Genomic DNA, 21,220 nt, shown 5'->3' with positions numbered 1-21,220 from the left:
CTGATAAGCAAAGCGCATCAGGCATAATGCCGGATGGCGGCGTGAACGCCTTATCCGGCCTACGACGACTACATGGCCCGTAGGCCCGGTAAGCATAGCGCCACCGGGCAAAATACGAGCGCCAGAGTTAATCCAGCCGTCGTTTGGTTTTTAGCCACGTCAGGCCAATAAACATCACCGCCGAGGCGATTAAAAACAGTACGTTAACGCCTAACACGACCGGAATATTGCCAGCCAGAAACAGACTTTGCAGGGTGCTAACAAAATAGCGCGCCGGAATAATATAGGTCACCGCGCGGATCACCGCAGGCATACTGTCTATCTGGAAGATAAACCCGGACAGCATAATTGAGGGCAAAAAGGCGGCGTTCAGCGCCACCTGCGCGGCGTTAAACTGGTTGCGAGTGATGGTGGAAATCAACAGCCCCATCCCCAGCGTACTCAGTAAAAACAGGCTGGTGATGATAAACAGAATCACCAGCGAACCGCGATACGGCACGCCGAGAATAAACACCGATACCAGCATACAGAGCAGCATCGCCAGCATACCGAGAAAGTAATAGGGAATAAGCTTACACAGCAGCAGTTCAACACGCGTCACTTCGGTTGAGAGCAGCGCCTCCATCGTGCCGCGCTCCCATTCGCGGGCAACGACCAGCGAGGTGAGGATTGCGCCAATTACCGTCATGATAATGGTCACCGCCCCAGGAATAATAAAATGCTGACTGATCGCCGCCGGGTTAAACCAGTAGCGCGTCTGGACGTCGATGAGCGGTTCAAAGGTGTCGCCGCGATCTTCCGCCCGCTGCTGTTGCCAGATTTGCCAGATGCCTTCAACATAACCCTGAACGAAGTTGGCGGTGTTTGGCTCGCTGCCGTCGGTAATCACCTGAATCGGCGCGCTGTCACCGGCGCGCGCCATTTGCTGCGCGAAATCCACCGGAATCACCACCAGTCCGCGAATGCGTCCGGCCTGCATTTTTTCAATTAATTCATGGCGGTTATCGCTAATGGTCGCGTCGATATAGGGTGAACCGGTCATCGCATGAGTGAAATCCAGCGCCTCCTGGCTTTGTTGTTCAAGCAGAATCCCCACCCGCAGCTTGCTGGAGTCGAGGTTAATGCCGTAACCAAAAATAAACAGCAACAGCAGCGGGATCACCACCGCAATCAGCCAGCTACTGGGATCGCGCACGATCTGGCGCGTCTCTTTGACGCACAACGCACGCACGCGGCGCCAGGAGAGAGACTTACTCATGCGTATGCTCCTTATCCCAGTCATTGATGAGAGTGATAAAGGCCTGCTCCATCGTCGGATCGGCCTGTTGCTCATCGGCGGCCTGCGCTTTGAGATCGTCCGGCGTACCGCTGGCGATAAGCTTCCCGCGATAAACCAGTCCGATGCGATCGCAATATTCCGCCTCATCCATAAAGTGGGTCGTCACCATTACCGTGACCCCTTTTTCCACCATGCTATTAATATGCAGCCAAAATTCACGGCGGGTGAGGGGATCAACCCCGGACGTGGGTTCATCAAGGAATAAAATATCCGGTTCGTGCATCAGCGAGCAGGCCAGCGCCAGTCGCTGTTTAAAGCCCAGCGGTAGCGCATCGGTGGGATGCGACGCGATGCTTTTCAGACCAAACGCTTCACTCATACGCTGAATTTTTTCATTTTGCGCGCGGCCCCGCAAACCGTAGACGCCGGAGAAAAAACGCAGGTTCTGCTCAACCGTCAGGTTGCCGTAAAGCGAAAATTTTTGCGCCATATAGCCCAGATGCTGACGGGCTTTGCCGGAGCTGACTTTCAGGTCCATATCCAGCACCAGCGCCTTGCCGGATGTCGGCACCAGCAGGCCGCACATCATTTTAAAGGTGGTTGATTTACCCGCGCCGTTCGGGCCGAGCAGGCCAAAAATCTCGCCGCGTTGTACGACGAAATTAACATGGTCCGTGGCCGCGAAATCACCAAATTTTTTCGTCAGTTCCTGCGCTTCAATCACCGTTTCGCCGGCAGTGCCTTCAACCGTATGCAGGATTGAACCCAGCGGAGACTCCGAGGTTCCCGCTCCGCCAAGCAGATCGATAAACGCATCTTCGAAGCGCGGCGCGGTCTCATTGAGGGTGATTTCCGGCATTCCTTCGGCCTGACGAATATCTGCTGCGGTCGCCTCTTTTTTCAGGATCAGGCGTACCGAACGTCCCTGAATCATGCCGTCGCTCACCTGCGGCAGTCTGAGCGCTCTCTGTAGCAACTTACGGTTGTTTTCCTGTGGACTGCTCATCAGAAAGCTGCGCCCGGCCATCGTTTGCGTCAGCGCTTTAGGTTCGCCCTGATAGAGTAGCTCGCCTTCATTCATCAGCAGCACATCGCGACACTGTTCGGCTTCATCCAGATAGGAGGTGCTCCATAAAATTAGCATCCCGTCGCCCGCCAGTTCGTGGACCATTTGCCACAACTCGCGCCGTGAAATCGGGTCAACGCCAACGCCCGGTTCATCCAACAGCAGCACTTTCGGTTCGCCGACCAGCGTACAGGCCAGCCCCAGTTTTTGCTTCATCCCGCCGGACAATTTTCCCGCCAGACGGCCAGTGAAAGGGCCGAGGGCGGTAAACTCCAACAAACGGGCAAAGGTCTTTTCCCGTATCTCGCCGGTAACGCTGCGCAAATCGGCATAGAGATTAAGGTTCTCCATGACGGTAAGATCTTCATACAGACCGAATTTCTGCGGCATATAGCCCAGAACCGCGTGCAGCTCGCTGTCGTTTTGTATCGGGTCGAAGCCCAATACGGACTCGCTGCCGCCATCGGCTTTGAGCAGGCCTGCCAGCATACGCATCAGCGTGGTTTTTCCTGCGCCGTCCGGCCCTACCAGCCCGGTGACATAACCGGAATGAATGGTACAGTCGAGCGGCGCGACGGCGGGTTTATCCATTCCCGCAAAGCGCTTCGTCAGACCGTGCAGCGTAATAACGGCCTCACTCATGCCGTGCCTCGTCATTAAATTTCACCGTGACTGGCATCCCCTGGCGTAACGCATCGTCCGCATCGGTGACAATAATGCGCAGGCGATAGACAAGATCGGTACGCAGATCCGGCGTTTCGACGGTTTTCGGCGTAAATTCCGCGGTGGGCGAAACGAAACCAATCTTGCCGTGGTAAGGTTTGTCAGGACGACCGTCGGTATACAACAGAATGTCGCGCCCCGGTTGCGTCTGACTGAGGTTGCGTTCATCGACATAGGCGCGCACCCAGACGGGGCGGGTCAGCGAGAGCGTTAATACCGTGCTGCCGGCGTTCAGCATACTGCCAGGCTCGACCGCGCGGGTGAGCAAGGTTCCGTTGGCAGGCGCGATAAGCGTGGTGTCCTGCAAATCAAGCTGCGCCTGCGCCAGCTGGGCCTTTGCCTGTTCCAGGCTGGCTTTCGCCTGGGCGATATCCTGTTCACGATTACCGGTACGGTACTGGCTCAGTTTATCCTGCGCGGACTTCAGCGTCGCCTGTGCCTGATCGCGCGATGAGCGGGCGTTTTCCAGATCGTTAGCGGAAATGGTGCGGCTTTTCCACAATCCTTGCTGACGGTTATAAAAATTTTGCGCGTAGTCATAAGCGGCTTGCGCCTGTCTGACGGCGGCGGCGGCCTGGGCTATCTCTTCATCGCGATAGCCTGCCAGCATCAAATCATATTGCGCCTGCGCGACCGACACGCCAGCTTTCGCCTGCATTAGCGCGTTTTCGTATGGCGCGTGATCCAGTTCGCCGAGCACCTGTCCGGCTTTGATAGTATCGCCTTCATCAACATTCAGCGACGCCAGCCTGCCGCCGACGCGAAAGCTGATATTGACGGTACGGATATCGACATTACCGTATAGCGTCAGCCCATCGTCCTGCCGACTTTGATACCACCAGGTTCCACCGGCAATCACAGCGACGATCGCTGCGATTGCCAGTCCGATAACGACAGGTTTTTTCATCAGTCCAGACTCCTTTGCGTTAAACCGTGCAGAATAAGATCGATGTGGCAGGTTACCGTCTGGTAAATCAGCTCCGCTTTTTCTTCATCAAACTGCGGCCAGCCGGTACGTAACAGAATAGTTTCTTTGCCGAGACGGAACGCCAGCACTTCGCCCAGTAAGGCATGGGTATGCAAAATCATGCGCGTATCATTGGCGTCGCAGCCGGTATAAGCGGCAACCAATCTTGTCAGATGGGTGTGCAACGGATCGATAACCTGTTCATGAACCAATTGATAGGCCGACGTGGGTGAGAGCTGCTCGCGTGAAATAAATTTGCTCAGGTTAACGGTATCTTCCTGCGTCAGCAGCATAATCATGTTCTTGCAGGCGAGCAGAATGAGCTCGCGTATGGCGTCCCGGTCAGGGACAGGCTGGCTAAAAAGACGTTCCGCTTTTTCAGCATGGGGGCGAAATTTTTCGCCAAGAAAATCGGCAATCCACTGGGCGCAGGCGAGGTATAAATCCTCTTTTGAGCCGAAATAGTAAGTAATGGCGGCAATATTTTGCCCCGCCAGCGCGGCGATATCGCGCGTGGTGGCATGGAGGCCATACTCGCCAAACTGTGCCAGCGCGGCGGCAATGAGCTGACTTTTCGCCTGCTCGCCTTTGGTGGTCGTGGTAGGAATATTCATCACACGCCCTAATTTTTAATCAATCGATTGATTAAGATTATGACTCATGATGGCTCTTGTCCAGTGTGGTCGATTAATTTGTCTTTGCCACCATTCGGGATAATTTATGCGCCGCATCACAAAAACTGCTACACTCCGCCCCTTCATGACATTGTGGTTTTTGTCATTCCAAATTTGAGCATCTCCCTGAAAACTACACCGGCAACGGTCGGGGCGGTCCGGAGTAGTTATGTCTTTTGATTCCCTGGGATTAAACCCTGATATCCTGCGCGCCATTGCCGAGCAGGGTTACCGTGAACCTACCCCTATTCAGCAACAGGCGATTCCCGCCGTGCTGGAAGGCCGCGATCTGATGGCCAGCGCCCAGACCGGAACCGGTAAAACGGCGGGTTTTACCCTGCCATTGTTGCAGCATCTGATTACCCATCAGCCGCACGCTAAAGGTCGTCGCCCGGTGCGCGCGTTGATCCTCACGCCAACCCGCGAGCTGGCGGCGCAAATTGGCGAAAACGTTAGAGATTACAGTAAATACCTCAACATTCGCTCGCTGGTGGTGTTTGGCGGCGTAAGCATCAATCCGCAGATGATGAAACTGCGCGGCGGCGTGGATGTGCTGGTGGCGACGCCGGGACGTCTGCTCGACCTGGAACATCAAAATGCCGTGAAGCTGGATCAGATTGAGATTCTGGTACTGGATGAAGCCGACCGTATGCTGGATATGGGCTTCATTCATGACATTCGTCGCGTGCTGGCGAAACTGCCGGCGAAGCGTCAGAATCTGCTGTTCTCCGCCACGTTCTCTGACGACATCAAAGCGCTCGCCGAAAAGCTGTTGCGCAACCCGCTGGAAATCGAAGTGGCGCGCCGCAACACGGCCTCAGAGCAGGTAACGCAGCACGTGCACTTTGTCGATAAAAAACGTAAGCGCGAACTGCTGTCACAAATGATTGGCCAGGGCAACTGGCAGCAGGTGTTGGTCTTCACCCGCACCAAGCATGGCGCGAACCATCTGGCGGAACAGCTTAATAAAGACGGTATTCGCAGCGCGGCGATCCACGGTAATAAATCGCAGGGCGCACGTACCCGCGCGCTGGCCGATTTTAAATCCGGCGATATTCGCGTGCTGGTAGCGACGGATATTGCGGCGCGTGGTCTGGATATTGAAGAGCTGCCGCACGTGGTCAACTATGAACTGCCGAACGTGCCGGAAGATTATGTACACCGTATTGGCCGTACCGGTCGCGCGGCGGCAACTGGCGAGGCGCTGTCGCTGGTTTGTGTTGACGAGCATAAACTGTTGCGTGATATCGAAAAATTGCTGAAAAAAGAGATCCCACGCATTACGACGCCGGGCTATGAGCCCGACCCGTCGATTAAAGCGGAGCCGATTCAGAATGGCCGTCAGCAGCGCGGCGGCGGCGGCGGTCGTGGACGCGGACAAAATCAGGGGGGAGCGGGGCGCAGTCAGCAGCCGCGACGTCAGGATAGCGGGGCGGCGAAGGCGAAACCAAAACCGCGCACAGGCGAGGGGAAACCCGCTGGCGACAAAGCACGTCCGCCGCGTCGCCCGCGCAGAATCACGCCTGCCCAGTAAATTTTATCCGGCAACATGCCCGGTAGCGCGACGCTTACCGGGCCTACGGACTATGCAAATACGTAGGCCGGATAAGGTGCTTGCACCGTCATCCGGCAAAATACACATCGCGTTGCGAGCCGCCTTCCAGAACCGGTAAAAAAGGTACTTCCCGCCCCTGAAATGTGACACAATAGTGGCTGTTTATACAGTACTTCAGGTTTTCTCATGGCATTGACCGCTGCGCTGAAAGCGCAAATCGCCGCCTGGTATAAGGCGCTTCAGGACCAGATTCCCGACTTTATTCCCCGTGCGCCGCAGCGGCAGATGATTGCTGACGTCGCCAGAACGCTGGCCGGGGAAGAAGGGAGACATCTGGCTATCGAAGCGCCGACCGGCGTCGGGAAAACCCTCTCCTATCTTATTCCCGGTATCGCCATTGCCCGGGAAGAGCAAAAAACACTGGTGGTCAGTACCGCTAACGTGGCGTTACAGGATCAGATCTTTAGCAAAGATTTGCCGCTGCTACGAAAAATCATCCCCGATCTGCGCTTTACCGCCGCCTTTGGCCGCGGGCGTTACGTGTGTCCGCGAAACCTGGCGGCGCTCGCCAGTAGCGAGCCTACGCAGCAGGATCTGCTCGCCTTTCTTGATGACGAACTGACGCCTAACAACCAGGAAGAGCAAAAGCGCTGCGCCAGGCTGAAAGGGGATCTTGACGGTTACAAATGGGATGGTCTGCGGGATCATACCGACATTGCTATTGACGACGATCTGTGGCGGCGATTAAGTACCGATAAAGCCAGTTGTCTGAACCGCAACTGTCACTATTACCGCGAATGTCCATTCTTTGTCGCCCGACGTGAAATACAGGAAGCGGAAGTCGTGGTGGCGAATCACGCGCTGGTAATGGCGGCGATGGAAAGTGAAGCCGTACTGCCGGAACCAAAGCATCTGCTGTTGGTACTGGATGAAGGTCATCATCTGCCCGATGTCGCTCGCGATGCGCTGGAGATGAGCGCGGAAATTACCGCCTCCTGGTATCGCTTGCAACTGGATCTGTTCAGCAAACTGGTGGCGACCTGCATGGAGCAATTTCGCCCTAAGACCACGCCGCCGTTAGCGAATCCTGAGCGACTTAACGCCCATTGCGAGGAGGTGTACGAACTGATCGCCTCGCTCAATGCCATTCTTAATCTGTATATGCCCGCAGCGCAGGAGGCGGAGCACCGTTTTGCAATGGGCGAGTTGCCTGATGAGGTCATGGAAATCTGCCAGCGACTGGCGAAGCTGACCGAGACGCTGCGTGGGCTGGCGGAATCCTTTCTCAACGATCTCAGCGAAAAAACCGGGTCGCACGATATTGTGCGTTTGCATCGGGTGATTTTACAGATGAACCGGGCGCTGGGAATGTTCGAGGCGCAAAGTAAATTATGGCGACTGGCTTCGATGGCGCAGTCTTCAGGCGCGCCGGTGTCCAAATGGGCGACGCGTGAAATACGCGAAGGGCAGCTCCACGTCTGGTTCCATTGTGTCGGTATCCGCGTCAGCGAGCAGCTGGAAAGATTGTTATGGCGCAGCGTACCGCACATTATTGTCACCTCGGCGACACTGCGCTCGCTCAATAGCTTTTCGCGTCTGCAGGAAATGAGCGGCTTAAAAGAAAAAGCCGGCGACCGCTTTGTGGCGCTGGATTCGCCGTTTAATCATGTGGAACAGGGGAAACTGGTGATTCCTCAAATGCGCTACGAACCCACCATTGATAACGAAGAGCAGCATATTGCCGAAATGGCGGCCTATTTTCGTGAGCAACTGGAGAGCAAAAAACATCATGGTATGCTGGTACTGTTCGCCAGCGGGCGGGCGATGCAGCGTTTTCTGGAGCATGTCGCTGATGTGCGCTTACTCCTCCTGGTCCAGGGCGACCAGCCGCGTTACCGGCTGGTAGAGCTGCACCGTAAACGGGTGGAGAGCGGCGAACGCAGCGTGCTGGTTGGGCTTCAGTCTTTTGCCGAAGGGCTGGATCTTAAAGGCGAGCTGCTGACGCAGGTCCATATCCATAAAATTGCCTTCCCGCCGATCGACAGCCCGGTCGTGATCACCGAAGGCGAATGGCTAAAAAGTCTGAATCGTTATCCGTTTGAGGTACAAAGCTTACCAAGCGCGTCTTTTAATTTAATTCAGCAGGTAGGGCGATTGATTCGTAGCCACGCCTGTCGGGGAGAAGTGGTCATTTATGATAAGCGGTTGTTGACCAAAAACTACGGACAGCGTTTACTGAATGCCTTACCTGTTTTTCCGATAGAGCAGCCTGCCGTGCCAGACGTTATAGTAAAACCAAAAGCAAAACCTGCACGCCGCCGACGGCGTTAATGCTGTGAGCACACTTCAAGGAGCTTTCAATGGATTATCGCAAGATCATCAAAGAGATCGGGCGAGGTAAAAATCACGCCCGCGATCTGGATCTGGATACCGCGCGTGGTTTGTATACCCGAATGCTGAATGGCGACATCCCCGACCTGGAAATGGGCAGTATATTGATGGCGCTGCGTATTAAAGGCGAAGGCGAAGCCGAAATGCTGGGCTTTTATGAGGCCATGCAGAATCATACCATCAAACTGACACCGCCCGCAGATAGGCCGTTGCCGGTCGTTATTCCCAGCTATAACGGCGCGCGTAAACAGGCGAATTTAACGCCGTTGCTGGCTATCCTGCTGCATAAATTGGGCTTTCCAGTTGTAGTACACGGCGTCAGTGAAGATCCGACCCGCGTACTGACGGAAACAATATTTGCGCTGATGGGGATTGTTCCCACCCTACACGGCGGACAAGCACAGGCTAAACTGGACGGGCACCAGCCGATGTTTATCCCGGTGAGCGCACTCTGCCCGCCGCTGGAAAAACAGCTGGCGATGCGCTGGCGGATGGGCGTGCGCAACAGCGCACATTCACTGGCCAAGCTGGCGACGCCATTTGCTGAGGATGCCGCGCTGCGTTTATCAAGCGTTTCTCACCCTGAATATGTCCCGCGTGTGGCGACCTTTTTTAGCCGCATTGGCGGGCGGGCTTTGCTGATGCATGGTACCGAAGGCGAAGTCTATGCCAACCCGCAACGCTGTCCGCAAATCAGCCTGATTGATAGCCGTGGCGTGCAGGTACTGCATGAGCGTCAGAGCGACACGCACGACGAGCCGCTTTCACTGCCTGCGACTAAAGATCCTGAAATCACCGCGCGCTGGATTGAGCGCTGCCTTGCCGGCCACGAGCCGGTGCCGCAATCATTAAAAACGCAAATGGCCTGTTGTCTGGTTGCGACGGGAGAGGCGGCGACGTTAGAAGACGGGCTTGCGCGCGTCGAACAGGCTTTTAGCGAATAAAAAAAGCCCGTCCAGTGGCGGACGGGCAAATAAGGGTAACAAACAGGGTTAATGAGGGTTGGAGCAGTGGGTCTGTTGGCAAACAGACGAGAGTAATACCCGTCAGAATTCAAACAACAGCGATGTTACAGCCTGAAATCTGGCGGGCAGGTAAATTATTTATAAATCACCGCAGTGCCGCTCATTTTGTCATTACCCACGGCGGAGGTGATGTTATAAGCGCTTGCGCCAGCAGCGGCAGCTTTTTCAGCCAGTTTAGCTTCCAGGCCATCCAGCGTGGTGGCGCCGTCGGCAGACACTACGCCGATTTTATGCAGGTTTTGCGTCTGAGACGCGCTAACCGGTTCTGCGGCAAAAGCGCCAAAAGAAAGGGTGGAAAGCGCGATGGCTGCAACAGCATATTTAATGGTTTTCATGATTAATCTCTCGCAGGTTATTCTGTTTATGGGACGATGTTCCGTCGATGTGATGAGTATCACGGTTTTTTGCGAAAGATAAAATCGAATAGAATTGACGGCCTTGCTCAAAATTTTTGAATGACAAATAACCTATTGATTATTAATTAATTCAACGGTGGAATTTACCGTTCTTGTCATCTGGCTTTACAGAGTCGAGGTTAACGGCACATTCTGCGACGCAGAACGCTAAAAAGCATGAGCGTAAAGGAATGGATGATACTGGCGGTTTCGGTAAAGAAAAGTCAGCGTAACTGGCTGTCTTTTGAACCTCTGCGATTATATCCTGAAAATGTTGCGTTATGTAAATCTTTCTCCTGTTGGCAGGATATGCATAACCGAACGCCCGGTACGGCTTTACGCCGCGCTTCAGGGATAGGGTCGCCGCAAGATTCGCATTCATCGCGACTTTCGCCGTGGGGAAGTTCGCCGCGAGCGCGGGCAACGGCATCTTCAATGGTATTGTTGATTTGTTCATTCACTGCGTCGTCATTTGCCCAGCCGGATGCCATCACGCTCTCCTGATTTTAGGGTACCTGAGGTTAAGTGTAGCGCCGTCAGGTGAAAAAATCGCATCGCGCGATCTTTTCAGACCATGAGCAGAGCCAATGTCATTCAGATATCCGATCAAACGAGCGAGGCAGGGAATTCGCGGTGGTATATTTACCCCGTGGCGTTATACGGGTATCTTACGCCGCTGCTAAAAGGAGAATGCCATGTCCGCCCAGAAACCGGGGTTACACCCGCGCAACCGCCATCAACACCGTTATGATCTCGCCGCACTGTGTCAGACCACGCCGGAATTGACGTCCTTTCTTATCCGCACGCCCGCCGGTGAACAGAGCGTTGATTTTGCTAATCCGCAAGCGGTAAAAGCGCTCAATAAGGCGTTGCTGGCGCATTTTTATGCCGTTACACACTGGGACATTCCGCCAGGGTTTTTATGTCCGCCAGTGCCTGGTCGTGCGGATTATATCCATCATCTGGCGGATCTGCTTGGCGAAACGACAGGGAGTATTCCGGCGCAGGCAACTATTCTGGACGTAGGCGTGGGCGCCAATTGTATTTATCCGCTTATCGGCGTCCATGAATATGGCTGGCGATTTACCGGTAGTGAAGTCAGCGACGCAGCGATGTCCAGCGCGCAGGCTATCATTCAGGCTAATACGGGGTTAAGCCGCGCCATTCGTCTGCGTCGGCAAAAAGATCCGGCGGCCATTTTTACCGGTATCATTCATAAAAATGAATTTTATGACGCAACGCTTTGTAACCCGCCTTTTCACGACTCCGCCGCCGCAGCCCGCGCGGGCAGCGAGCGTAAGCGCCGCAATTTGGGGCAGAATAAAGATGATGCGCTGAACTTTGGCGGTCAACAGCAGGAGCTATGGTGCGAAGGCGGCGAAGTCGCCTTTATTAAAAAAATGATTGCTGAAAGCCAAACCTTCCGCCGTCAGGTGTTGTGGTTTACGACGTTGGTGTCGCGCGGCGAGAATTTACCGCCGCTTTATCGGGCACTGACGGAGGCTGGCGCGGTGAAAGTGGTGAAAAAAGAGATGGCCCAGGGGCAAAAGCAAAGCCGCTTTATTGCCTGGACCTTTATGGATGACGACCAGCGTCGCCGTTTTATCACCCGCAAACGCTAAATCGTCGGTTCGCGCGGCGGCGGCGAATCAGGCGACGGGCCGCCGGCGGGGGCGGGCAGAACCTGATACGTTTGCACCGGCGCGCGCACATTGGCCAGATCAAAATGCTTTTTCACCTGGCTATCAAGGGCAAAACGCACCGTCCACTGCTTGAGCGGTAGGGTGGTGAACGATACGCGTAAAGTAAACGCCGTGTTCGTTAAACCGACAATACCGGCGAACGTGGGTTCGCCGATAATCAGCCCGCGAATATCCTCCGTCTCCATCAGCGCCGTTACCGCGTCTTTCAGCGCCTGATTCGCTTTATCCGCATCCTCATGGCGATCCACGTCATAGTTGGCGACAACTGAGCCGATACCGCGCACAAAGTTGGCGAAAGTGGTGATCGAGGACCACGGGATAATATGGTATGCCCCGGTATCCTGCCGCACGCCGACGGAACGAATCGACATTCTCTCGACCGTCCCCGTCAGTGGGCCTATGGTGACTAAGTCGCCGGTATTCATCCCGTTTTCAAACTGAATAAAGACGCCGGTAATAATATCTTTCACCAGGGTTTGCGAACCGAAAGAGATAGCCAGACCTAACGCCCCCGCGCCAGCCAGCAATGGCGCGATATTGACGCCGATTTCCGATAACACGATCATGATGGTTATGGTACTGATAATCACTGCCAGCGCATTGCGGAACAGCGTCAGCAGCGTGCGCGTGCGGGCGCTGGGTAGCGGGCGACCATGAATATCGGAGGCCAGGCGATTCTCAATCAGACTGGCGAGAATCGTCCATCCCACGGCGGAGAAGAATAAGATTAACGCGATACGGATGAGGATATCGACCATCTTTTCCCCCGCGCCATAATGTAGCCAGTGCCAGAAATCGAATAATCCCCAGGCGTTGAGCAACAGCATAACGGCGACGCAGACGGTCAAAAAGCGTGCGACTTTTAGCGCCGAGGAGAGCCAGCCGTTAAGCCGCTTTTGTAATTCCGGGTAATTGCGCTGCGTATGGGGCGACAGGGTGATGGTTTTCGCTATCCAGCGGGTAAACATACCGGAGATAAACGCCGCGATGCCAATAATCGCCAGACTGCGCACGGTCGCGCCCATCATAAACTTCAGGCTATTGCCTGGGTCGAATAACGAGAAGAAAAACAGCACGATAAAGTAAGCGCTGGCCAGCCAGTGCCACACCAGCGTAAAGGCGCGGATAAACAGGCTAAAAAAGGCTAATGATCGTTCCGCCAGACTTAATAAATGTTGCGTAATCTCCGCTTTGTTTTTAAAGATCAGGTACAGCGCCCAGATGGTGATGCAGAGCATGATCGCCACATTCGCCATCGCGCCAACCTGAACATTCACCTGGTTGGAAATAATCGGAACGGCAACAATCAGCCCGTAGCCAATCAAGCTGCTAAGGGAACTCATACGGCGATTCCAGTAACGCGCTGTCGCATCCTGAATCGCGAATGGGCGTAACTCCGGTACATTAGGGCAAAAAATAAGCCGCAGAATCGCTTTAAAGAACTCTATCAGCGCGAAGGCATTCAGGAACAGGCTTTGCTGAAAAGCGATAGTTCGACTTCCCGCATGGAAATTATCACTGAGCATCTGACCGATAAATAAGGTGAGCGCCAGTAGCAGCAGGTCGATAATAAACGCGCCGACGATCATCGCCGGGAGCTGTAACCAGTTGCTGCGTTCACGGTTTTTCTTGCGCGCCCACAGGCCCATTTTTCGATATAACGGCAGGGCGCAAAGCCGTATCACGCTATAAAAACCAAATACCGCGACGGCCAGAAATAAAAAGTGGGTTAACGCGTTGGTGAAGGTTTGCGAGTTAAACGGTTTGTGCGGCGCATCGGTGATGTTGCGATAAAGCTGGGCGAAACGGGTAGCGAAAGCATCGCCGTACTGACGGGTAACGGTGGTGACGTTCTCCAGTACCGTTTTCTCATCTTTGGCCGCAGGCGGCGCAAGCGCTGGCGCTGGCTCGGTCGGCGGCGTGGTTGAGGCTTCGCGGAGTTGCGCTATCAATTCGTTACGTGAAGCCTCGTTCTCCAGTACGTCAGCCAGGGCCGCATAGGCCGCTTTTTTTTGTTCAGGACTGGGCTCTGGCGCGGCTTGCTGGCTGGTTGATGTCCCCGTGGTCACGCCGGGTATGGCGACCGCATGGGCAGGCGCGCCCAGTAGACAAAAAAGGATGAACAGGGTCCACCGCATGACTCCTCCAGTGAGAAAAGAGACGCAAAACACTAAGTATAGATGGCGCAGGGGAGGGAAAATGAAATGGGACTATTCCATGATGCCCTTCCTGCCGTAGGGCAGGAAGGGCGATATCTCAGGAGACGTGCTGTAAAAATTCCTGTAAACGTGGGCTTGGCGGGTTTTCGATCAACGCCTGCGGACTGCCATCTTCGGCAATACGGCCTTTATCGATAAAAATCAGCCGTGAGGCGACTTTTTCGGCAAAGCCGATTTCGTGAGTGACAATGACCATGGTCATGCCTTCTTCCGCCAGATCCTGCATGACTTTCAGCACTTCATGGCGCAGTTCAGGGTCCAGAGCGGAGGTTGGCTCGTCAAAGAGCATCATTTTCGGCTTCACTGCCAGCGCTCGGGCAATGGCGACGCGCTGTTGTTGACCGCCGGAAAGCTCGGAGGGGTAGTGGTGCGCCCGTTCCGCCAGTCCAACTTTCGCTAACAGAGCTTTCGCCTGTTTTTCCGCTTCTTCTTTCTTTACGCCGCGCACGCGCAGAGGACCGAACATCACGTTTTCGAGCGCGGTCAGATGCGGGAACAGATAAAACTGTTGAAACACCATGCCGGCTTCCTGGCGAATCAGCCGTTCGTCTACTTTAGGATCGTTGACTTTCAGACCATCGACAATCAGATCGCCGGAGGTGATCTCTTCCAGTTTATTGATACAGCGTAATAACGTGGATTTACCCGAACCGGAAGGGCCGATAATCACAACCACTTCGCCCTGACGGATGTTTAAATCAATGTTATGCAGCACCTGGGTGGGGCCAAAGTGCTTGGAGACGTTTTTAAATTCAATCACAGGATTTTCATCCTTCTTTCAAGACGACGCAAAATAAAGCTCAGCACCAGCGTAATGATCAAATAGAAGACGGCCACGGCGCTCCAGATTTCCAGGGCGCGAAAGTTACCGGCAATAATTTCCTGGCCCTGACGGGTCAGCTCGGCTACGCCGATAACAATAAACAACGAGGTGTCTTTGATGCTAATGATCCACTGGTTGCCCAGCGGCGGCAGCATACGGCGCAGAGCAAGCGGTAAAATAACATGACGGATGGTTTCCCGGCGAGAAAGGCCCAGCGCCAGACCCGCTTCGCGAAAACCTTTGTGAATGGATAGTACTGCGCCACGAGTAATCTCCGCGATATAAGCGCCGGAGTTAATCATAATTGTCACGACCGCTGCGCTGAACGGATCAATACGCAAATCATTAAATGCCATCGGCAGGGCAAAGTAGATAAACATGACCTGGACAACGATGGGCGTGCCGCGAATAATTTCAATGAAAACCAGGGCGATATGGTTGGCGAACCAGCCGCCAAACGTACGGGCAAAACCTGCCGCCAGTCCAATAACCAGGCCGCCAGCCAGACCGAGGACCGAGATCCACAGGGTCATTTTAGCGCCCTCAAGTAAAAGCGGAATGGCGGGCCAGATGGCGCTCCAGTCAAACTGCATATGTCGTTCCTGTTACCGTGGTGTAAATAGTCAAATGCTCTATCCGGCGCGGAAATGGCGTGAAAGTGTCTTATCCGTCACGGAAAAGAGCTGTAGGCCCGGTGAGCGTCCTCACTACCGGGCCACAAGCCAACATCAGGTTGTTTTATTTAGGTTCTGTACCGAACCATTTTTTGTAGATTTCGTTATAGGTGCCATTCTCACGCAGCGTTTTCAGCGCGCCGTTGACTTTCTCGCGCAGTTCATCGCTGCCTTTCGGGAAGGCAACTCCGTATTGCTGTGCTTCCAGCGATTCGCCTACCGCCTTGAACTGGCCGTTGCCTGCGGTTTTGATAAAGTACAGGATGTTCGGCGTATCGTGCAGAACGGCGTCTGCGCGGTTGGTGCCTAATTCCATGTACGCGTTATCAATGTTCGGGAACTGACGCAGGTCTTTGGTTTTGATATTCGCTTTCGCGTAATCCACCGACCCGGTTCCGCTCTTCACGGCAACGACTTTGCCATCGAGGTCTTTAACGCTTTTAATATCGTTATTGTTGGCTTTCACCATCACGAGCAGACCGCTTTTGTAATAGCCATCGGAAAAGTCGATCGCTTTTTTACGCTCGTCCGTAATCGTAATACCCGCCAGCGCCAGATCGATATTTTTGGTTTGTAATGCCGGAATAATGCCGCTGAAATCCATCGGTTTCAGGGTGTAGTCCAGCTTCAGTTCTTTCGCGATAGCGTCCCACAGATCAACATCAAAACCGACGTATTTGTCGCCCTGTTTAAATTCAAACGGAACGAACGCCGTATCGGTTGCCACAACGAGTTTCTTATCCGCAGCGTGCGAAGACACCGCAAAAGCCAGGGTAAGTGCAGCCAGTGAAACTTTTAATAGAGACTTCATAGCATTTCCTTTTCTATCCACGGGGCGATCCCCTGCGAGAACATGTAGCGTAATGAAAAAATCATGCCAATTATGTAACTCATTGTTTTAACAGAAGCGTGAATCATTCCTGTACACAATAAGTCGGGCAAAACCAGTATGGCGCACCGTTTTGGGGCACTGATTTAGTGCATGAATAACAAAGTAGAGATGCAGGGTCTATTTAGCGTAAAAATTGTTGTTAAAACAATCTTTAATTAACGATTGTGTGATGTAATTATTACAAATAATTCACTTTTATCGGAGGGGAGTACAAGACGTGTGCACTATTTAAGTGCAAAACCCCTGTAACAGGCAGGGGTATAGGGATGACTTATATACCTGTGTACATCAAGTTGCAGGTGCGTTCGCTTCAGTGACTGACGGAAGTCAGGCTTCTGCGGATTCGCTGCGTTTGTACCTTCCTGCAACTCGAAGTATTCAGGGTAGAGATAGATTTATTCGATGTTGGATTCGATAAACCACAGGAATTTATCGAGGTCGCGTGATGCGGCGGTAAAGATATCGGCAGTGTCTTCATCTTTGGCTTCACCGATAGCTTTGCGAACATCATTAGCGACAACAGCGTAGCGATCGGCCAGTTCTTTTAAGTGATCCTGCACGTTATGAATGTCGAGCGGATAGCTTTTCAGCGGAGTTTTGCTGTTGATAACTTGCGTGGTGCCTAACGCCACACCGCCAAGCTGTACGGCGCGCTCGGCCATAGTATCCAGATGATCGGTCAGTGCGGTACGGAAGCCATCCAGCATCTCATGAACGGCAATAAAGTTAGCACCGCGCATGTTCCAGTGGGCCTGTTTCGTGATCAGCGACAGGTCAATGAACTGGATCACCTGACGATTAAGCAACTCAACCGTCGCTTTTTTATCGCTTTCTGATACATCGTTACGGGTATAAAGCAGATTAGACGCTTTTGTTTTTACCAGTTTAGCGGTACTCATAATCTCATATCCTCTTGATGTTTGTGTCCCAGGTAATTAACGAAAATAAGTATAGCACCGGTTTTTAACTTTGCTTTTTTGAATTTACCTATCACTTTAATAGTACAGACAAGATTTAATATTTATTTTTATTATAAATCAATTGGTTAGGTTGGTTTGTTGTTTTGTGGGTAATAATTCTCATTTTAATGTAAAAAATGAGAAAAAATATGACAAAAAATGACGAAGTAATAGCGCGATAATAAAAGGTGAATAACGAGGTGATATTCTGCATGATTATGCACATCATGCAGAATAAGAAACTATTTTACGTCAACTTGTTTAATTTGCGGTTCGCGGCGAATCGTTAGGGTAGAACCCATTGAGGCGGCAATGATGGCGCACAGGGCCAGGATTTGTATGCCCGTAAGCGTTTCGCCCAGAAAAATCATCCCGGAAACGGCGGCCAGCGCGGGTTCCATGCTCATCAGCGTACCGAAGGTGCGGGTTGGCAGGCGCGTCAGCGCAATCATTTCCAGTGAATAAGGCAGCGCCGTAGAAAGCACAGCGACCGCTAACCCTAAGGGAAGAATCGACCAGTGCCATAGCGCGTCGCCAGCCTGAACTGCGCCAATCGGCACGAAAATGATGGCGGCAATCAGCGAGCCTACCGCCACCGTGGCCGGACCATGTTCCGCGCCTGCTCGCTGGCCGGTAAGAATATAGACAGCCCAACAGGCGCCAGCGCCGAGCGCTAACGCGGCCCCGGTAAGATCGACGTGAGACATATCTTGTCCTAATGGCAGCAGGAACCAGAGCCCAAGCACAGCCAGTACGACCCAAATAAAATCTACCGGCCGCCGGGATGAAAACAGCGCGACCGCCAGAGGACCGGTAAATTCCAGCGCGACCGCAATACCCAACGGCACCGTCTGAATCGACAGATAGAATAGATAGTTCATCCCGCCCAGCGACAGACCATAAAACAGTAAAGGCAACCGCTGCTCTTTGGCAAAACGCAAACGCCAGGGTTTGAAAAAGGCGATAAGGATAAGCGTTCCCAACGCCAGACGAAGCGCCGTTACGCCCGGCGCGCCGACAAGAGGAAATAACGATTTCGCCAGTGAAGCGCCACTCTGAATAGAGGACATGGCAATGAGCAAAACCAAAATGGGCAACCAGACTGGTAGTTTACGTGTTGACCCCGGCATCCTTTCTCCTGTCAAAAAATGTCAGTACGAGTAAAGGTGGCAGTGTAATGGAAATTCCCCGCAGCGGTTGAGGATTCGTTGAAAAAAATTTCCAGGATTCCATAAAATGAACTTTAATTGATGGATAAATAGACTGTTAGTTTAGGAATAATCTGGATGAATGTATCGCGCCGCACGCGCATTATTGGTGCAATCAGCCGGAAAAGTGATGTTAATTGAATAAGATAGCGCGATATGGAAACGTTCTGTTACATGAAAGGCGCTGTTAGACACCGTGAATCGCAAAGAGTTTCCCATTAATTTTTGATATATTTAAAACTTAGGACTTACTTGAAGCACATTTGAGGTGGTTATGAAAAAAATTGCATGTCTTTCAGCACTGGCCGCTGTTCTGGCTTTTTCCGCAGGTACTGCAGTAGCTGCTACTTCTACCGTTACCGGTGGTTACGCTCAGAGCGACGCGCAGGGCGTAGCGAATAAAATGAGCGGTTTCAACCTGAAGTATCGTTACGAGCAGGACAACAACCCGCTGGGCGTAATCGGTTCCTTCACCTACACCGAAAAAGATCGTACTAACGGTGCGGGCGATTACAACAAAGGTCAGTACTACGGCATCACTGCCGGCCCGGCTTACCGTCTGAACGATTGGGCGAGCATCTACGGTGTAGTCGGTGTGGGTTACGGTAAATTCCAGACGACCGATTACCCAACCTACAAACATGACACCAGCGATTATGGCTTCTCCTATGGCGCTGGTCTGCAATTCAACCCGATGGAAAATGTTGCTCTGGACTTCTCTTACGAGCAGAGCCGTATTCGTAGCGTTGACGTTGGCACCTGGATTGCTGGCGTGGGTTACCGCTTCTAATCACGTCGGTGAAAATGAAAAATCCGCCTTTCGAGGCGGATTTTTTTTGCCTGAAACGTGCATTATTTTAGTGAAAAAATATCGCTGCCCAGATGGTTATAGTCCACTTTCTGTAATTTGAAATTGGTGATATAAACGGGCCCGGCTTTCTGCTCCGAAATAAATCGATAGCGATTTTTGATCTCTTTAGCGCTAATTCCTGTCCATTGCGAGAAAAAACTCAGGAAATCGTTCGCGGAACGGCGAGCTTTAATGATCCGATGCGCTTTACTGTCGCTGGATAGCACCATAAACGGCACCTGGAAGTTTTGCTGGAATTTGTCGTCATGCGCCAGGTACTGTACCGCTTTGCCGCGCTCTTTAAACGCCAGCCCGTGATCGGAGAAATAGACGAGCGAAAAACTGTCGCCGCTATGACGAAGCTGAGTATAGAGCTGACGGAGCAAATCGTCGGTTTGCGTCATGGTGTATAAATAACAAGACGTCTCTTTCGACTGGACAAACGTCGCGTATTTTCCCTGAGTACGGTCGCAGGCCTGGGGATGCGACCCCATTAAATGCAACACAATCAACTGTGGTTGCGTGCGTTCTGTCGCCAATACCTGCGCCGTCATGGTTAACAGCGCGTCGTCGCGAGTATTTTTATCCGCTTCAAAATCGCCGTTTTTCAGGAAATGCGCTTCATCGGCGCGTTTGGCGATACTGGCGATGGCCGTGTCGTATTCGCCGATTTGCCCCTGATTGGAAAACCACCATGTCTGAAAACCGGCGCGGTTAGCCAGCGTGACGAAGTTATCCTGATACTGCGGTTTGTTATCCACCACGCGATTGAGCGTTAAACCGAGCGATTTTTGCGTTGAGCCGCTGGCGGCGATGTAATCCATAAAGAAGTCGCCATTCACATGGCTGGCGAAGGGGGTATTATCCCAGTGGCCGCCGAAAGCGCCCATGGCATCCCGTCGCGCGCTTTCACCAATCACCACGACATAGATGTGATATCTGGGTTTCACCGCAGTAACCGTCCAGCTATCTTTTATGCCGGATAGCTGCGCCATACGGTGCTGCTCTTCAATGACTTCGTTGTTATTGACGATAACGTCTTTGGCGAAGCGAAAAACCGGATAGCCGGTATCAATAACCTTAAAAACGCCGCCCCACGCCAGATTTTGTACCGGCGCGACGAAAAATGCCGCGACGCTAATCAGCAGGCACAGGCTGTCGAGGCTATTCCAGCGCGGCCTGGCCTCTTCTTTTCGGCGGCGAAGCGCAATAATACCCAGCGCAAAAATAAAAAGTCCGGTCAGGTAGCTATACCACGGGAAAATGGTCAGCATTTCGCTCGACTCTTCCATATTGGTGGAGTGCAGCGCCAGCAGCGTATTAAAGTTCGGCGCGCCGTAAGCCTGGCCAAAGGGAAAATAGCAAGCAGCTACCAGCGAACAGATGCCGAGCAGCGCTTTTTGTCCGCGGGGCAGGTAGCGCCAGAGCAGCAGCAACAGGCAGGTAAACGCCGCGGTATAAAGCAGGCTAAAGGGGTAGCCGAGCGCGAGGTTAATCAGCAGCGACTGTAAAAAGTAGAGGCCCGCCCACGGGCTTACAGCCCGACGACGGGCCAGAAGTGAATCGATAAGGGTTGAATTCATATGCCACTATTGCAAAAACGCCATGTGCTAACCCTGGCGCGAAGGGTCATTACCTGCCTGATTATGCGTAAAAAAGGTATTGAGTTCGCAACGGCGAGTCGCAAAATATTCAGGGCTGCCAGAAGATAGAGCGTGCGGATAAGAAGGTCAACCGCCGGAAAGAAAATGTTTTGCGAAGAGAATAGCAAAACCACAAAAAAAACAGGGGAAACGGGCGCCATTTCCGTTGAGGAT

At 52.9% G+C, this 21,220-nt stretch carries 18 protein-coding genes; 5 read left to right on the top strand and 13 right to left on the bottom strand.

The genetic code is table 11. The features are described 5' to 3' along the window. Positions 1-127 precede the first annotated feature (127 nt). Genes ACLD4K_RS10540 through cecR form a run of 4 tightly spaced genes read right to left on the bottom strand, consistent with a single transcriptional unit; the run spans position 128 to position 4,649 of the window. The gene (locus tag ACLD4K_RS10540) at positions 128-1,258 is read right to left on the bottom strand and encodes an ABC transporter permease (protein ID WP_000045762.1); all 1,131 of its coding nucleotides are present in this window, start codon (positions 1,256-1,258) and stop codon (positions 128-130) included. Beyond that, the gene (locus ACLD4K_RS10535; RefSeq protein ID WP_411011821.1) at positions 1,251-2,987 is read right to left on the bottom strand and encodes an ATP-binding cassette domain-containing protein; all 1,737 of its coding nucleotides are present in this window, start codon (positions 2,985-2,987) and stop codon (positions 1,251-1,253) included. The genes ACLD4K_RS10540 and ACLD4K_RS10535 overlap by 8 nt, the downstream gene beginning before the upstream one ends. Then, positions 2,980-3,975, bottom strand: coding sequence for a secretion protein HlyD (gene hlyD / locus ACLD4K_RS10530; RefSeq protein WP_000743436.1), 996 nt, complete (start codon positions 3,973-3,975; stop codon positions 2,980-2,982). The genes ACLD4K_RS10535 and hlyD overlap by 8 nt, the downstream gene beginning before the upstream one ends. Further along, positions 3,975-4,649 (bottom strand): transcriptional regulator CecR, encoded by a 675-nt coding sequence (gene cecR, locus ACLD4K_RS10525; protein WP_001025260.1) that lies wholly within the window; start codon positions 4,647-4,649, stop codon positions 3,975-3,977. The genes hlyD and cecR overlap by 1 nt, the downstream gene beginning before the upstream one ends. Before the next feature lie 229 nt (positions 4,650-4,878). Here cecR and rhlE point away from each other — a divergent pair, with 229 nt between their 5' ends. The 3 genes from rhlE (at position 4,879) to ybiB (ending at position 9,599) form a co-directional block, all read left to right on the top strand. Continuing rightward, positions 4,879-6,243, top strand: a complete 1,365-nt coding sequence (gene rhlE, locus ACLD4K_RS10520; RefSeq protein ID WP_000007059.1) for an ATP-dependent RNA helicase RhlE — start codon at positions 4,879-4,881, stop codon at positions 6,241-6,243. Between the two features lie 207 nt (positions 6,244-6,450). Then, entirely contained in the window at positions 6,451-8,595 is a 2,145-nt protein-coding gene (gene dinG, locus ACLD4K_RS10515; RefSeq protein WP_001218637.1) for an ATP-dependent DNA helicase DinG, read from the top strand. A gap of 29 nt (positions 8,596-8,624) precedes the next feature. Next, positions 8,625-9,599, top strand: coding sequence for a DNA-binding protein YbiB (gene ybiB, locus ACLD4K_RS10510; RefSeq protein ID WP_411011820.1), 975 nt, complete (start codon positions 8,625-8,627; stop codon positions 9,597-9,599). Between the two features lie 155 nt (positions 9,600-9,754). Here the strand turns inward: ybiB and ybiJ are convergent, their stop codons facing one another. Both ybiJ and ACLD4K_RS10500 read right to left on the bottom strand, forming a co-directional pair. Next, positions 9,755-10,015: a DUF1471 family protein YbiJ gene (ybiJ, locus tag ACLD4K_RS10505; protein ID WP_000849089.1), complete on the bottom strand. Its 261-nt coding sequence runs from the start codon at positions 10,013-10,015 to the stop codon at positions 9,755-9,757. Between the two features lie 284 nt (positions 10,016-10,299). Next, a complete protein-coding gene (locus ACLD4K_RS10500) occupies positions 10,300-10,566 on the bottom strand; it encodes a DksA/TraR family C4-type zinc finger protein (RefSeq protein ID WP_000146332.1) in 267 nt (88 codons plus the stop codon). A 204-nt stretch (positions 10,567-10,770) separates the two neighbouring features. Between ACLD4K_RS10500 and rlmF the strand changes: the two genes are divergently transcribed. Beyond that, a complete protein-coding gene (gene rlmF / locus ACLD4K_RS10495; RefSeq protein WP_001275964.1) occupies positions 10,771-11,697 on the top strand; it encodes a 23S rRNA (adenine(1618)-N(6))-methyltransferase RlmF in 927 nt (308 codons plus the stop codon). Here rlmF and ybiO read toward each other — a convergent pair. From ybiO to rhtA, 6 genes are all read right to left on the bottom strand, one after another. Next, positions 11,694-13,916, bottom strand: a complete 2,223-nt coding sequence (gene ybiO, locus ACLD4K_RS10490; protein WP_411011819.1) for a mechanosensitive channel protein — start codon at positions 13,914-13,916, stop codon at positions 11,694-11,696. The genes rlmF and ybiO overlap by 4 nt on opposite strands. Before the next feature lie 118 nt (positions 13,917-14,034). Next, positions 14,035-14,757 carry a glutamine ABC transporter ATP-binding protein GlnQ gene (gene glnQ, locus ACLD4K_RS10485; RefSeq protein ID WP_000569093.1) on the bottom strand — a complete coding sequence of 241 codons (723 nt, stop codon included), beginning with the start codon at positions 14,755-14,757 and terminating at the stop codon, positions 14,035-14,037. Then, complete coding sequence (gene glnP, locus ACLD4K_RS10480; RefSeq protein ID WP_001159076.1) at positions 14,754-15,413, bottom strand: glutamine ABC transporter permease GlnP; 660 nt, start codon at positions 15,411-15,413, stop codon at positions 14,754-14,756. Before glnP ends, glnQ begins: the two co-directional genes overlap by 4 nt. 145 nt (positions 15,414-15,558) lie before the next feature. Continuing rightward, on the bottom strand, positions 15,559-16,305 hold the full coding sequence (gene glnH / locus ACLD4K_RS10475; protein WP_000838671.1) for a glutamine ABC transporter substrate-binding protein GlnH: 747 nt from the start codon (positions 16,303-16,305) through the stop codon (positions 15,559-15,561). 476 nt (positions 16,306-16,781) lie between these two features. After that, entirely contained in the window at positions 16,782-17,285 is a 504-nt protein-coding gene (gene dps / locus ACLD4K_RS10470) for a DNA starvation/stationary phase protection protein Dps (protein WP_000100805.1), read from the bottom strand. A gap of 302 nt (positions 17,286-17,587) precedes the next feature. After that, entirely contained in the window at positions 17,588-18,475 is an 888-nt protein-coding gene (rhtA, locus tag ACLD4K_RS10465; protein WP_001119554.1) for a threonine/homoserine exporter RhtA, read from the bottom strand. Between the two features lie 352 nt (positions 18,476-18,827). Between rhtA and ompX the strand changes: the two genes are divergently transcribed. Next, a complete protein-coding gene (gene ompX, locus ACLD4K_RS10460; protein WP_411011818.1) occupies positions 18,828-19,343 on the top strand; it encodes an outer membrane protein OmpX in 516 nt (171 codons plus the stop codon). Between the two features lie 62 nt (positions 19,344-19,405). Here ompX and ACLD4K_RS10455 read toward each other — a convergent pair whose 3' ends face one another. Next, entirely contained in the window at positions 19,406-20,986 is a 1,581-nt protein-coding gene (locus ACLD4K_RS10455) for a phosphoethanolamine transferase (RefSeq protein ID WP_411011817.1), read from the bottom strand. Positions 20,987-21,220: the final 234 nt, after the last annotated feature.

It is taken from the genome of Salmonella sp. 741265055_HSA, from assembly GCF_046569525.1.
Lineage (GTDB): Bacteria > Pseudomonadota > Gammaproteobacteria > Enterobacterales > Enterobacteriaceae > Salmonella > Salmonella enterica.
Note: the sequence above shows the minus strand (reverse complement) of the source record. Positions and strands in the feature narration are given on the sequence as shown.

What these genes read in the sequence shown, in the direction of transcription:
- ACLD4K_RS10540 (WP_000045762.1), bottom strand. Translation starts at nt 1,258, where the DNA reads ATGAGTAAGTCTCTCTCCTGGCGCCGCGTGCGTGCGTTGTGCGTCAAA.
- ACLD4K_RS10535 (WP_411011821.1), bottom strand. Translation starts at nt 2,987, where the DNA reads ATGAGTGAGGCCGTTATTACGCTGCACGGTCTGACGAAGCGCTTTGCG.
- hlyD (WP_000743436.1), bottom strand. Translation starts at nt 3,975, where the DNA reads ATGAAAAAACCTGTCGTTATCGGACTGGCAATCGCAGCGATCGTCGCT.
- cecR (WP_001025260.1), bottom strand. Translation starts at nt 4,649, where the DNA reads ATGAATATTCCTACCACGACCACCAAAGGCGAGCAGGCGAAAAGTCAG.
- rhlE (WP_000007059.1), top strand. Translation starts at nt 4,879, where the DNA reads ATGTCTTTTGATTCCCTGGGATTAAACCCTGATATCCTGCGCGCCATT.
- dinG (WP_001218637.1), top strand. Translation starts at nt 6,451, where the DNA reads ATGGCATTGACCGCTGCGCTGAAAGCGCAAATCGCCGCCTGGTATAAG.
- ybiB (WP_411011820.1), top strand. Translation starts at nt 8,625, where the DNA reads ATGGATTATCGCAAGATCATCAAAGAGATCGGGCGAGGTAAAAATCAC.
- ybiJ (WP_000849089.1), bottom strand. Translation starts at nt 10,015, where the DNA reads ATGAAAACCATTAAATATGCTGTTGCAGCCATCGCGCTTTCCACCCTT.
- ACLD4K_RS10500 (WP_000146332.1), bottom strand. Translation starts at nt 10,566, where the DNA reads ATGGCATCCGGCTGGGCAAATGACGACGCAGTGAATGAACAAATCAAC.
- rlmF (WP_001275964.1), top strand. Translation starts at nt 10,771, where the DNA reads ATGTCCGCCCAGAAACCGGGGTTACACCCGCGCAACCGCCATCAACAC.
- ybiO (WP_411011819.1), bottom strand. Translation starts at nt 13,916, where the DNA reads ATGCGGTGGACCCTGTTCATCCTTTTTTGTCTACTGGGCGCGCCTGCC.
- glnP (WP_001159076.1), bottom strand. Translation starts at nt 15,413, where the DNA reads ATGCAGTTTGACTGGAGCGCCATCTGGCCCGCCATTCCGCTTTTACTT.
- glnH (WP_000838671.1), bottom strand. Translation starts at nt 16,305, where the DNA reads ATGAAGTCTCTATTAAAAGTTTCACTGGCTGCACTTACCCTGGCTTTT.
- dps (WP_000100805.1), bottom strand. Translation starts at nt 17,285, where the DNA reads ATGAGTACCGCTAAACTGGTAAAAACAAAAGCGTCTAATCTGCTTTAT.
- rhtA (WP_001119554.1), bottom strand. Translation starts at nt 18,475, where the DNA reads ATGCCGGGGTCAACACGTAAACTACCAGTCTGGTTGCCCATTTTGGTT.
- ompX (WP_411011818.1), top strand. Translation starts at nt 18,828, where the DNA reads ATGAAAAAAATTGCATGTCTTTCAGCACTGGCCGCTGTTCTGGCTTTT.
- ACLD4K_RS10455 (WP_411011817.1), bottom strand. Translation starts at nt 20,986, where the DNA reads ATGAATTCAACCCTTATCGATTCACTTCTGGCCCGTCGTCGGGCTGTA.